This is a genomic window from Methylophaga sp. UBA2012 (assembly GCF_002335235.1).
GTDB lineage: Bacteria > Pseudomonadota > Gammaproteobacteria > Nitrosococcales > Methylophagaceae > Methylophaga > Methylophaga thalassica.
Map to the genome: position 1 here is coordinate 203,032 of NZ_DDCG01000002.1, position 12,899 is coordinate 215,930.

The 12,899-nt window shown below is 43.8% G+C and carries 11 protein-coding genes; 9 read left to right on the plus strand and 2 right to left on the minus strand.

Annotated elements, in window-relative coordinates; translation table 11 throughout:
- Positions 1-22: 22 nt before the first annotated feature.
- The 9 genes from B2248_RS02690 (at position 23) to B2248_RS02730 (ending at position 12,140) form a co-directional block, all read left to right on the plus strand.
- Entirely contained in the window at positions 23-781 is a 759-nt protein-coding gene (locus B2248_RS02690; protein WP_007144569.1) for a Nif3-like dinuclear metal center hexameric protein, read from the plus strand.
- 6 nt (positions 782-787) lie between these two features.
- Complete coding sequence (locus B2248_RS02695) at positions 788-2,146, plus strand: YihY/virulence factor BrkB family protein (RefSeq protein ID WP_273178924.1); 1,359 nt, start codon at positions 788-790, stop codon at positions 2,144-2,146.
- The gene (gene coaBC, locus B2248_RS02700) at positions 2,143-3,372 is read left to right on the plus strand and encodes a bifunctional phosphopantothenoylcysteine decarboxylase/phosphopantothenate--cysteine ligase CoaBC (RefSeq protein ID WP_273178922.1); all 1,230 of its coding nucleotides are present in this window, start codon (positions 2,143-2,145) and stop codon (positions 3,370-3,372) included. Before B2248_RS02695 ends, coaBC begins: the two co-directional genes overlap by 4 nt.
- On the plus strand, positions 3,344-3,799 hold the full coding sequence (gene dut / locus B2248_RS02705; protein ID WP_007144572.1) for a dUTP diphosphatase: 456 nt from the start codon (positions 3,344-3,346) through the stop codon (positions 3,797-3,799). The genes coaBC and dut overlap by 29 nt, the downstream gene beginning before the upstream one ends.
- Positions 3,800-3,817: 18 nt before the next feature.
- Positions 3,818-6,640: a phosphomannomutase/phosphoglucomutase gene (locus B2248_RS02710; protein ID WP_273178919.1), complete on the plus strand. Its 2,823-nt coding sequence runs from the start codon at positions 3,818-3,820 to the stop codon at positions 6,638-6,640.
- Positions 6,641-6,655: 15 nt separating this feature from the next.
- Positions 6,656-7,555, plus strand: a complete 900-nt coding sequence (gene argB, locus B2248_RS02715; RefSeq protein WP_007144574.1) for an acetylglutamate kinase — start codon at positions 6,656-6,658, stop codon at positions 7,553-7,555.
- Positions 7,552-8,169, plus strand: a complete 618-nt coding sequence (slmA, locus tag B2248_RS02720) for a nucleoid occlusion factor SlmA (RefSeq protein ID WP_007144575.1) — start codon at positions 7,552-7,554, stop codon at positions 8,167-8,169. The genes argB and slmA overlap by 4 nt, the downstream gene beginning before the upstream one ends.
- A complete protein-coding gene (locus B2248_RS02725) occupies positions 8,166-8,606 on the plus strand; it encodes a hypothetical protein (protein WP_273178917.1) in 441 nt (146 codons plus the stop codon). The genes slmA and B2248_RS02725 overlap by 4 nt, the downstream gene beginning before the upstream one ends.
- Positions 8,607-8,819: 213 nt before the next feature.
- The gene (locus tag B2248_RS02730; RefSeq protein WP_273178915.1) at positions 8,820-12,140 is read left to right on the plus strand and encodes a retention module-containing protein; all 3,321 of its coding nucleotides are present in this window, start codon (positions 8,820-8,822) and stop codon (positions 12,138-12,140) included.
- A 66-nt stretch (positions 12,141-12,206) separates the two neighbouring features.
- On the opposite strand, the gene B2248_RS02735 is transcribed toward B2248_RS02730, so the two are convergent.
- Complete coding sequence (locus B2248_RS02735) at positions 12,207-12,608, minus strand: type IV pilin protein (protein ID WP_273178913.1); 402 nt, start codon at positions 12,606-12,608, stop codon at positions 12,207-12,209.
- Positions 12,601-12,894 (minus strand): hypothetical protein, encoded by a 294-nt coding sequence (locus B2248_RS02740; protein ID WP_007144579.1) that lies wholly within the window; start codon positions 12,892-12,894, stop codon positions 12,601-12,603. The genes B2248_RS02735 and B2248_RS02740 overlap by 8 nt, the downstream gene beginning before the upstream one ends.
- Positions 12,895-12,899: the final 5 nt, after the last annotated feature.

A 12,899-nucleotide genomic window follows, 5' to 3' on the forward strand; every position in this document is an offset into this window, starting at 1 on the left:
TAAGCCATAGGGATTTGAGTTGATGATAACCCGAACTGAATTTCTCGCCTATATCAATCATGTTTTGGAACCTGAGCGTTTTAATGATTACTGTCCCAATGGTCTTCAGGTTGAAGGTCGGGAAGAGATTACGACGCTGGTTACTGGCGTGACAGCATCAGAAGCCTTGCTTGAAGAAGCGATTGAGTTAAATGCCGATGCGATATTGGTTCATCATGGTTATTTCTGGCGGGGGGAAGATGCCCGCATAATCGGCATGAAACAGCGCAGATTAAGACTGTTGCTTGAGAATGATATTAATTTAATTGCCTATCACCTGCCATTGGATGCGCATCCGACGCTGGGCAATAATGCACAATTGGCTGAGTTGTTAGGCATTGAAGTCGATGGACGTATTTCTGGCATGGGAGAGCCGGCAATTGGCTTATGTGGTAGTTTGCCGGAGCCCTTATCGTTATCTGCATTCAGCAGTCATGTTCGGCAAAAATTAAAACGCGATCCTTTAGTGATTCAAGGGCATGACCGACCGATTACCACGGTTGGTTGGTGCACGGGCGCCGCTCAGGGGTATCTACAGTATGCTGCTGAGCTTGGGTTGGATTTGTACATTAGCGGTGAGATTTCTGAACCAACTGTACATATGGCACGTGAATTAGGCATTAACTACATGGCTGCCGGCCATCACGCGACAGAGCGATATGGGGTGAAAGCCATGGGAGAAATGCTGGCAGAACAGTTTGATATCGTTCATCATTTTATTGATATAGATAATCCGGTTTAGGTACTAATGTTGAATTCCGTCTTAAATACTTATCAGCAACAGCGTCATCGTGTTCAACGTTTTTTTGACAGCACATTGTGGGAAGACCTGCCCGAGGATGCTTCACCCTTATGGCGGTTTTGGGTTAATGCGATTCGCGTGACTTATATTATGGTTCGGGAGTTGGCGACGGGTGAGCTGAATTTGCGCGCTATGAGCTTGGTGTTTACAACCATTCTTTCTTTGGTGCCACTCATTGCCGTTGCGTTTTCGGTTTTAAAAGCCTTTGGTGTCCATAATCAAATGGAACCTATGCTGTTGAGCCTGCTGGAACCATTGGGCGATCGCGGCCCGGAAATTACCGAAAATATTATTCGTTTTGTCCAGAATGTGAAGGTCGGTGTTCTGGGATCTATTGGTGTGGCTATGTTGTTCTACACCATCATCGCACTGGTTCAGAAAATTGAGAATGCGTTTAATTTTGTTTGGCGCGTAAAGCGTTCACGCTCATTAGCGCGGCGTTTTACTGACTATCTTAGTGTTGTGATGATTGGGCCGGTGTTGATTTTTTCTGCACTTGGACTCGTGGCAACCGTTGTTAATCATGAATTCGTCAAGCAGTTGAGTAGTATCGAGCCATTTGGGACCTTGCTGGTCATCGGTACTAAGTTATTACCTTATTTAATGATTATTACGGCATTTACGTTTTTATATAAATTTATCCCAAATACCAAGGTAAAATTCAGCCCGGCATTGATCGGAGCATCAGTTGCCGGTGCCTTGTGGATTGGCGTGGGTACGGTGTTTGCAAAATTTGTGGCTTCCTCGTCCAACTACACGGCGATCTATTCGAGCTTTGCGATTTTGTTTTTCTTTATGATTTGGCTGTATCTGGCTTGGTTTATTTTGTTGACAGGTTCTCAGGTTGCGTTTTATCTGCAGCATCCTAAGTTAGTGAGATTGGCGGGAAAACCATTAACCTTAAGTCCACGTTTACGTGAGCGTGAAGGTTTGTGGTTGATGACGGTGATTGCAAGACGATTTTGCCAAAACTTGCCGCCGCTCACCATACAGCATCTGGAAGAGCAAACGGGACTGACCAATAATGCCTTACAGGACTTACTCAGTAGTCTTGAAAAGGGCGGGTTCCTTGTCGAAGTCGCTGGTGATGAAACTCGATATGTACCTTCATCTGATGTCGCCACCATTAAAGTGGCCGCTTTATTAAATTGTTTACGTACGGCGGAAGAGAATAGTGCCTATCACGTTAAAGGTGTGCTGGATAAAGATGTGAACAAGTTACTGAAAGACATTGGTGATGCCCAGGCTGAGGTATTAGGTGATTTAACGTTGCGTGAGCTTGCTATGAGGAAAGAGGGAGAATGAGCGACGCCTCATCATTAAATGGTAAGAAGATTGTTATTGGTGTCACCGGTAGCATTGCCGCTTATAAAGCAGCAGATTTAATTCGACGCCTGAAAGATTATGGCGCCGAGGTGCGTGTCATGATGACAACGGGCGCGGCTGAATTTATTACACCGCTGACATTGCAGACCTTAAGTGGTCACCCTGTGGCGATGACCTTGTTAGACGCCGACGAAGAGTCAGCAATGGGACATATTGCATTAGCACGCTGGGCTGATTGGATTCTGATTGCCCCTGCCACGGCGGACTGTCTTTCCAGACTGGTTTCTGGTCGTGCTGATGATATTCTTGCAGCCGTTTGTCTGGCAACAGAAGCGCCGATTGCCGTCGCACCGGCAATGAATAACAAAATGTGGTCAAACGCAGCAACGCAGAGCAATTTAGCATTATTAAAACAACGTGGCGTCAGTGTGATTGGTCCAGCCAGCGGTGATCAAGCTTGTGGCGAACAAGGTGAGGGGCGGCTGCTGGAACCATTAGACATTGTCTATGAATTAGACCGTTTAATGGTACCGGGACTGTTGGCTGGGAAACAGGTGGTAATTACTGCCGGCCCAACCTATGAGCCGATTGATCCCGTGAGATTTATTGGTAACCGTAGCTCTGGAAAAATGGGCTTTGCTATCGCGCAGGCAGCCATGGAAGCTGGGGCGAAAGTGACTATTATCGCCGGGCCGGTTCAATTAGCCACACCTACAACGGTGAGACGTATCAATGTTGAAACGACACAAGAAATGGCCTTAGCGGTTGAGGATAGTCTCGATGCGTGTGATATTTTTATCAGTTGTGCGGCAGTTTCTGATTATCGTCCCATTCAGGTTCAGCAAGAAAAAATTAAAAAAAACTCAGAGCAGTCGATACAAATAGAACTTGAACCGACGATAGACATTGTGTCTACTGTGACAAATCGACACAATAAGCCATCATTTGTCGTAGGATTTGCAGCTGAAACACAGAATTTAACGGAATATGCAAAATCCAAGTTAGCACGAAAAAAACTCGATATGATTGCGGCTAATTTGGTTGGAGAAAATCAGGGGTTTGCTGTTGATGATAATGCGTTGCATATTATCTGGACCGACGGCGAGCAAACATTGCCACTGATGCCTAAAACGCAGCTGGCAAGAGAACTAATGACATTAATAATAAAAAGATTCTATGCAAAAAATTCAATTAAAAATTCTTGATCCAAGACTGGGCGACAGCATTGCTCTTCCTGATTACGCAACGTCAGGTTCTGCCGGGTTAGATTTGCGAGCCTGCCTTGATGAGCCCGTAACACTGGCGCCTGGTGAAACCGTTTTAATTCCTACTGGCCTTGCTATTCACATTGACGATGCCACGCTGGCTGCTGTGCTGCTGCCACGATCAGGATTAGGCCATAAGCACGGGATTGTGTTGGGAAACCTGGTTGGATTGATAGACAGCGACTACCAAGGCCAGGTGTTTGTTTCATGCTGGAACCGTGGCACAGATAAATTTGAAATCAGTGTGGGGGAACGTATTGCGCAAATGGTTTTTGTTCCCGTTGTACAGGTAGGGTTTGAGAAGGTCGATGAGTTCACCTCGTCGGAGCGTGGCGCAGGTGGTTTTGGACATACTGGACGTCAGTAGTAGTCAAAGGGGATTGGCATGGCCATGATGGAAAAGCTGGGAAGCAAGTTTGTTAGTGTTCTTTTGCTACTGGTTATGCTTTTAGGTGTCAGTGCTGCAGTTGTTTTCATCAATACGCAAGCCAATACCACTCAGCAAAATACTCAGCATGAGAAGAGTCAACAAATTGTTAATGCTGTCATAGCGAGTTATCAGCAACAAATTAAAGAATGGCAGCAAACAGCACTTAGCCTTGCCGAGTTAACCGAAACAAAGCAGCTCGCTAACACCAAGAATATTTACGATGTTGATGATTGGAAAAATCTGGCCAACCGTTTTTTTCCTTCAGCTAAGGCCATTTGTTTAATCACCAGAGAATATGATGCGCCAACAAATGAAGGGTGTTTGCCCATTTCTTACGTATCACTGAAAAGTTTGAGACAACTAACTACGCAGACGCAAGCTGATGTTGCGATGATTATGCAAGATGGAAAAGCCGATCATATTTTGCTGGCGGCGAGAATACCTCTTGATGATAAGCAGCAATATGCAGCTGTTGCGATTGCTTTGAAACCAACAGATATTCAACTGATTAACCCAGGGCTGGTACCTGATGCATATATTGAGATCAGCCAAGGGGATTTACCAACAGGTCTTCTTACCACAATAGGTGACAGTCAATATAAACAAGCCGAACCCGTTATATCTCAACCTATACCTAACTCTTACTGGCAAGTGAAGCTGTGGTCGGTAACCACGAGTGCTGGAACACCATTATGGTTGTTTCTCGCGCCTGTTATGATTTTGATTGTACTGATATGGATGCTGAGAGAGTGGTGGCAAACGAAATTATTACACTCTGATGCTAATAGATTAGAAGAACAGCTCAGAGACCTGCAAGAAGTTAAGCTGAAAACAAAGTATCCATTAGTTTTCAGTGAGTTGTATGGCGTCAGAGAGCTGATCCAACAACTTGCTATACCAGAGAAGAAACAGGCTTTACCTGTTGAAGAACCGCTTAACACATTTGTCATTCATGAAACTGAAACACTGGAACGAAGTGAAACACTTGTTGAAACGCCGCCAGAGGTTCGGGAAGAGAGTGAAGCATACGATAGTGACGTGATTGATTACGACAGGCCATATGAGCAGGATGCAGTCGACGAGCAAGAAACCTTCGTTGATGAGGACTCTACCGCCCCTGAACAACCTGTATCGAGTCTAAGTCTGGATGAAACCGTGGCGAATAATTCAGATTTACTTGAGCTTAAGCTGACGGATGATGAAACACCAACAGACGATGTAGAAACTTCTGTTTTTATTGAGCCTGAACTTTCAGAAACAGAAAAGTTGTCACTTGAACCTGAAATCGATCTGTCTTCAGAGCCTGATGATGAAACAAAAGAAATTTTTCACGAAGATACTCAACAGAGTCTCCCAGCAACAGAAAAGAAACTGGAATTAAATCCACCCTCAGCACAACATCTGCCAGATGAAGCTATTTTCCGAGCTTATGACATCCGCGGGATTGTGGGTGAACAGTTAACTGTGCCTGTGATGACATTGATTGGCCGAGCGGTTGGTAGTCAGATGATCGCCCAAGGTGTCACAGAGTTAGTGGTGGGCCATGACGGCCGGCTAAGTAGTCAGCCGCTGGCAAAAGCATTTATGCGAGGGGTAACCAATACCGGCTGTAACGTTATCGACCTAGGTCAAGTTCCCACTCCGGTTGTTTATTTTGCTTGTGAGTATTTAAAAACACGTTCAGGAGCGATGATCACCGGTAGTCATAATCCGGCTAATTACAATGGCATTAAATTGGTCATTGCAGGTAAGACGCTTGAAGGCGATGAAGTCCACGCACTCTATCGGCGTATTAAACAAGGTGCATTTGAGACCGGCCGTGGGAATATTACGGCGAATGATGTGACGGAAGCTTATGTTCAACGGATCAAGTCAGACATTAAACTCGAACGTAAATTAAAAGTTGTCGTAGATTGTGGCAACGGTGTCGCCGGTAAAGTATTACCAAAAGTACTAAAAGAAATTGGTTGTAATGTCATCGAGTTATTCTGTGAGGTCGATGGCCGTTTCCCAAATCATCATCCGAATCCGGGGGAACCCGAAAACCTTAAATCCTTGATCTCAGAAGTGAAGTCTACAGGTGCGGAACTGGGTATTGCTGTGGATGGGGATGGGGATCGTCTTGGCGTGGTAGATACAGAAGGAAATATTATCTGGCCAGATCAGTTGATGATATTGTTTTCACGAGCTGTTCTTGAGAAATCCCCTGGCGCCACAGTCCTTTATGATGTAAAAAGTACGAGTTTGCTTGAGGGCGTGATACGCTTTGCTGGTGGTGAGCCAATGATGGTGCCATCCGGACATTCTGTTATCAAAAACAAAATGCAGCAGTATAATGCCGCACTGGCTGCTGAAATGAGTGGACATTTCTTCTTCAATGACCGCTGGTATGGCTTTGATGATGCGACTTATGCAGCTGCAAGGCTGGTTGAGTTATTATCAGCAGATCCCATGACTCGAACGCCTACTCAATTGTTTGCTGAGATTAGTCAACGTGTTTCCACTCCAGAAATTATGGTGAATATGCCATATCCTGAAGCGAAACGTTTCATGACCACACTTCTCAGTAATTTCAATGCCGAAGGTGGTGATATTTCTACTGTGGATGGTATCCGCGTGGATTATGCTGATGGTTGGGGACTAGTGCGAATCTCAAATACACTTCCTGCTTTAACCTTAAGGTTTGAAGCGACAAATGACGTTGAATTGGAAAGAATTAAACAGTTGTTCATTGAACAAATGCAACAAGTGAAACCCACGCTAACATTAAAACTATAATTTAAGACGGATAGAATGAGTTTAAACACACAACGTGCTACCCATATTGCTCAGGTATTAACTGAAGCGCTGCCGTATATCCAGCGCTTTTCTGGCAAGACACTGGTCATTAAATATGGCGGTAATGCCATGGTGGACGAGGCATTAAAAAATAGTTTTGCCAGGGATGTGGTCTTACTCAAGGCAGTAGGAATCAATCCTGTTATTGTTCATGGTGGTGGTCCGCAAATAGGTGAATTACTGCAGCGTGTTGGTAAACAAAGTGAATTTGTTAACGGCATGCGTGTCACAGATCGTGAAACCATGGATATTGTTGAAATGGTGTTAGGCGGTCAAGTTAACAAAAGTATCGTTAACTTGATTAATAATCATGGTGGCAGGGCTGTCGGCTTGACAGGTAAAGATGGCAGTTTAATTTTTGCTGAAAAACTACATGTTTCAAGTTCTTCTGATATTAAAGCATCGGAATTAATTGATTTGGGCCATGTTGGTAAAGTAGCCAGTATTGATACCAGCGTCATTGATATGCTGATTCATAGTGACTTTATTCCTGTTATTGCCCCAATTGGCGTAGGCAAAGATGGTGAGTCATACAATATAAACGCTGATTTAGTAGCGGGTAAAATTGCTGAGGTGCTCCAAGCAGAGAAATTGATTTTGTTAACGAACACCGCTGGTTTACTCGATGCTGATGGTCAGTTGTTAACTGGTTTAAATGCTAAACAAGTCAATGACTTAATTGACGAGGGTGTTATATACGGTGGTATGCTGCCAAAAATTGGTTGTGCTCTAGATGCTGTTCAGTCGGGTGTGACAACTGCACATATTATCGATGGACGTGTTCAACACGCAGTATTGCTTGAAATGTTTACTGACGAGGGCGTGGGTACCTTGATTCGTGGAGGTGGTCGATGACTGAAGCAGTACCAACCAGTAGAGCTGAAACCAAACGTTCACGTCGTCAGGATATTCTAGAAGCACTTGCTTCTGAGTTAGAACAGAGACCGGGAGAACGGATTACAACCGCCAAACTTGCTGCAAGCTTAGGAGTATCAGAAGCTGCTTTGTACAGGCACTTCCCGAGCAAAGCGAGAATGTTTGAAGGTTTAATTGGTTTTGCTGAAGAAACAGTTTTTGGTCTGATTCAACGAATTTTACAAGATGAGCAAAATGCGTTGAATCGGATTGAAAAAATTATGACGCTTATGCTTGGCTTTTCTACAAAAAATCCAGGAATTACTAGTGTTCTAATGGGAACGGCTTTAACTGGTGAGACAGAACGTTTAAGACAACGCGTGAGTCAATTTTTTGACCGTCTGGAAACGCAATTCAGACAGATCTTGAGAGAGCGTGAGCTGACTTTGACACAGGCCGGAGGTCGACCTGTCAATGAAACTGCGAATTTACTACTCGCTGTTGTTGAGGGGCAAATGCAACAATACGTCAGAAGTAGCTACAGACAATCTCCTCTGATTGGCTGGGAACAAAAGTGGCAGTTATTAACAAAAATGCTTGAGGTTTATGCATGATAAATGTTTGTCTGGTCGGTTCTGATATAAAGAAGGAACTTGCTCTATTGCAGAGCCAGCATAACATTACGACAAATGCAATTTACGAAACTTCGTTTGAAGCATTACTGGATGCTATTGAAAAATTGAGTCCAGATGTATTAGTGATCTCCGATCAAACTAACCAGCTTTCAGCCGATGAGTTATGTTTTTACGTCAGTTTAAGGCTATCGAAAACAAAGACCATCATCATTACTGACAAACCTGCCACATACGAACAATTAAAGCTATCAGGCTTTACATGCCGAGGCTTTGTTGCATTCGAACAAAGACACGCAATTGTCAGAGCAGTAAGAGTCGTTCATGATGGGGAAGCCTGGATTCCGAGGAAATTAGTGACAGATGTGCTTGATAGACTGGCCAAAGAAGAAAAGCGACATAACCGCATTAATAACTAATTCTTTAATTCTCCCTGCATCATGGTACTAAATTTGCTTAGTTGAGGAACTTGCTAACGAAATGAGTATCATAAAAATGTGAACTCATTCACATTTACTGATGTGTTAGTACCAAAGTACAGTAGATCAAATGAGGCTCTCACGGCAATATTACGCCATGATGAATAAGTTACGCGTTCTGGTCTTCCCAGTTCAGCGATTAGGGGAATAAATATGGCTACAGAAATTGGTGTTGTAAAAGCGCTTATCGGCGCTGTAACAGTCACCTCCACGGATGGCTCTGTGAGAACATTACAAGTGGGTGATGTGGTTTATGCCAATGATTTAATTTCAACCGGTGCCGAAGGTGCTATTGAGATTGAATTTGCTGATGGCAGCGTAATGGATCTGGGTCGCAGTTCTCAAGCACTTTTAGATGCTGAAGTATTTGATCCAACAAATACGGATGTCGAGGATAATCAACAAGCCGTTACTGACGATGTTGATGCCATACAGCAAGCGATTTTAGAAGGTCAAGATCCTACTCAAGTAGGTCAGGAGACTGCTGCTGGTGCAGGTACCGCTAATGGCAACGAAGGCCATGATGCGGTGTTTATTGATTATCTAAATCCTGAACAAATTCCTGAAGCAGGTTTCGACACTATTGGTGTTAGTAATACTTTCGACTTCCCTGAGGCGGATTTACTTTTTGTTGATAATGGTGATCCTGAACAATCGGGTATACCTCCCGTTACGCCTCCTTCTGGCGATATTGTTATTGAAGCGCCATCTAGCTTAGTTTCCGAAGGCGGTCTGCCTGAAGGACAGTCTGGTGGTTCTGCATCATCAACCCAAACTATCAGCCTGGATTTGGGCGGAAGTGATTTAAGCAGTATTTCGTTATCGACATCCGGAAATACGACAACGTTGTTAACCCTAGACGGTCAAGCCATTGACACTGCATGGGATAGCTCTACCGGCACATTGATTGGCTACATAAGTGGAACAGACTCTTCGGATGCAAGTAACCAGATTTTTACAGTCACACTAAGTGACATCTCGAATAATCAAGCTTCATATACAGTAGAGCTTCTTAAACCAATTCGTGATGTTGATGGGGTTACTGAAAACATTAATATTAATGTCAATGTCAGCAATAATGCTGGCGAGTCATCTTCTGCAAGTTTTGATGTAACCGTTCAAGATGATAATCCTGTTGCTAATCCTGCTCAGGAATCCATATCTGTCGGTCAGGCGGTTAATACAAACCTTCTTTTAGTTCTTGACGTCTCAAACAGTATGAATGAGACCACTGATTTTCAGGGGATGACAAAACTGGAAGTCATGATCAAGTCTAGCCTGAACTTAATTGAACAGTACGAAGCGTTGGGCGATGTCATGGTCAACTTAGTGACATTTAACAATGGTGCTGAGAACCCAACAAATATTTGGGTCGACACAGCTACCGCGAAAGACATCATCAACTCACTCTCTGCGAGTGGAGAAACCAACTACGACGCTGCCTTAGCGGAAGCCGTTGATGCCTTCAAAGACCCAGGTAAGATAGATGGTGCACAGAACATCGCCTATTTTATGTCTGATGGTGCGCCTAATGAGAGTAATCAAACAGATGCTGATGGGAATTATATCGGTGTTGGAATTGACAGCAGTGAACAACAGGCGTGGGAACAGTTTCTAGCTGACAATGATGTGACATCTTATGCTTTAGGAATGGGCGCTGATGCTGTAGCTAATGAGCTTGCGCCCATTGCTTATGATGGTGTTAAAGAAGCAGATGTTCCCGTCATTACCGTCACCGATTTTTCTCAGCTTGCAGATACATTAGTGAAGACTGTAACTGGCAACAGTGTCTCAGGTGACCTACTGGATGGTGGCTTTCCTTCAAGTGCCGGAGCTGATGGAGGTTGGATCAGTCAGATTTCTATTGATGGTGTGGACTACACATTCAATCAACAAACGAATACAGCCTCAGCTAGCAGTGCTATAGCAAGCTTTGATGCTTCAACTCATGTTTGGACCATTACTACCACTAATGGCAGTATCTTTACGGTAGATATGGACAGTGGTGAATATACATATAATGTTGGTGATTCTGCCAGTGGTACCTTCACAGAAGAGATCACATATACCGTTACGGATGGCGATGGTGATACTGCCAGCAATACATTTACAGTCGATGTTGATGTTGATTTATCAACATTGGTGGTGAGTGATGATTTGGTCATTACTAATCAGGATTCTGTTGATATCCCTGACTGGGCTTTATTTGCCAATGACAGTGGTGCCGATGGTGAAACGTATACTCTGACAGACGCGACATCGGCTACAGATACTGCCTCTGTGAATGGCAACAGTGTTACTTTCAATGATACAGACAGTAATGGCGGTAGCTTTAGTTATCAGAACCAAGCTGGTGGTCAGACAGACTCTGCGAATGTTTCTGTTACACACGTCAATGGCAGTATCCTTGAAGGTTCATTTAGGGATGAAATTCTGATCGGTGGCAATGATGTTGATTTTATTTCTGGCGGTGCTGGAAATGATGTACTGATTGGTGGAATTGGTGGCAGCTATGAAGCTGGCTATAGGAAGGTCACGGCTAATGTCGCTTCAGGACAGACTGGGACAGGCAATGACAATCAATTTTCCTTTGCTTTGGCTGCATCAGTAGCGGCAGCAGCGCTATATGTGACGGAAATTCGCATTTCACTTGCTGATTTTGGCGGCATCTTTGATCAGATTGGTCCAGATAGCTATGCATTCACATTAGGAGATGGTTCAACTATATCAAGTGATGACATTCAGATGGTTACCGATGGTGACACTAATGAATTAGTGATCCAGTTTAAGCCTGGTACTTTTACCCATGAAGATACTCTGACTTTTGGTATTGATACTGATGGTCGAGGCATGACCACTGGCGATGATTTTGGCAGACAGGAAGTACCTTTTACCGTCTCTTTTAATGATGGCACAAGCCTAGATGGTACATACGAGCCTGATACGACTAATGGTGGTAGCTCAGGTACAGTTCATGACAATCCCACGGTTACGGAAACATTAGATGGCGGAGCTGGTGATGACATCCTCGTTGGTGGTGACGGTGAGCATATTCTCCTCGGTGGTGAAGGTAACGATACGCTAGTTGGCGGTGGTGGCAATGACATCTTAACCGGTGGTGAGGGTGCTGATTTATTTGTTTGGCACAATGGTGATCAAGGAACTGCAGCTACACCTGCTAATGATATTGTGACTGACTTCAATGGTACTGAAGGTGATAGCTTAGATCTTTCTGATATTCTTCAGGGAGAAGAAAGCAATGATATCACCGACTATATTTCTGTCGCTGAACAAGGTAATAACGTCGTACTGTCTCTAACACCTGATGGTGATGGTGGAGAGATGACGCAGACAATCACCTTACAAAATACCAGTATTGATCAACTGATAGGCAGTGATGCATCAGGTATGTCTAACGCAGACATTATCAACTCTTTGATTACTAGCGGTCAGATTCAAGTAGATCAAAGTTAAGTCAGGATTTGAGAAGAATAAAAAAGCCGACATTAGTCGGCTTTTTATTTGCATACTGAAGAACAGTTACCAACAACCGGCAGGACCAGTGGCACCTGTTTGAGTGATTGTCAGAGGTGTGCAATTAGCGTCATTAGCTTGAGGTCCCTGAGCTGTGGCAACCAACGTATAAGCTGTCGCTGTTGGAGCAGGGTTAGCTGCAATAATGTAATACGCTGTTCCCGTCTTAGGCGATTGATTAAAAGGTAGAGTGTTCTCAGCACCTGCATAAGTAAATTTTTCTGTGTAATAGCGCTCCATATAACTCGCCAATTCCATTAAATCAGCTTGAGCATTAGCTCGTCGTGTTTGTCTGACTTGCTCTTGGTAAGACGGATAAGCAATGGCAGCAAGGATGCCTAGAATGACAACAACAATCATCAACTCGATGAGTGTAAATCCATTTTCTCTATATTTTATGTTATTCATTTAATAACCATATTTCAGTGATATAGGGGGGCTCGCCATCAGCACCACGACTCGTGTTAAAACCTATAGCTGTGTCTTCATTCACAATAGGGCCTTTTTCCCCTTGTGGCGCAAGACCATGCACAACCGTATTATGGTCGATAAGATACTCTTGATTAGATATCACTAATCTATCTGAGGATAGCGATGAGTCCGTTACTGTTCCACTCTGACTAAAAGTCTGTGCAAATACTGACATTGGTATTAATAACACAGAGAGGATGGTTAAATAATTTTTTTTTAACATACATA

Coding starts and splice junctions, on each gene's coding strand:
- B2248_RS02710 (WP_273178919.1), top strand. CDS start 3,818: ATGGCCATGATGGAAAAGCTGGGAAGCAAGTTTGTTAGTGTTCTTTTG.
- coaBC (WP_273178922.1), top strand. CDS start 2,143: ATGAGCGACGCCTCATCATTAAATGGTAAGAAGATTGTTATTGGTGTC.
- slmA (WP_007144575.1), top strand. CDS start 7,552: ATGACTGAAGCAGTACCAACCAGTAGAGCTGAAACCAAACGTTCACGT.
- B2248_RS02690 (WP_007144569.1), top strand. CDS start 23: ATGATAACCCGAACTGAATTTCTCGCCTATATCAATCATGTTTTGGAA.
- B2248_RS02740 (WP_007144579.1), bottom strand. CDS start 12,894: ATGTTAAAAAAAAATTATTTAACCATCCTCTCTGTGTTATTAATACCA.
- B2248_RS02695 (WP_273178924.1), top strand. CDS start 788: ATGTTGAATTCCGTCTTAAATACTTATCAGCAACAGCGTCATCGTGTT.
- argB (WP_007144574.1), top strand. CDS start 6,656: ATGAGTTTAAACACACAACGTGCTACCCATATTGCTCAGGTATTAACT.
- B2248_RS02725 (WP_273178917.1), top strand. CDS start 8,166: ATGATAAATGTTTGTCTGGTCGGTTCTGATATAAAGAAGGAACTTGCT.
- B2248_RS02735 (WP_273178913.1), bottom strand. CDS start 12,608: ATGAATAACATAAAATATAGAGAAAATGGATTTACACTCATCGAGTTG.
- B2248_RS02730 (WP_273178915.1), top strand. CDS start 8,820: ATGGCTACAGAAATTGGTGTTGTAAAAGCGCTTATCGGCGCTGTAACA.
- dut (WP_007144572.1), top strand. CDS start 3,344: ATGCAAAAAATTCAATTAAAAATTCTTGATCCAAGACTGGGCGACAGC.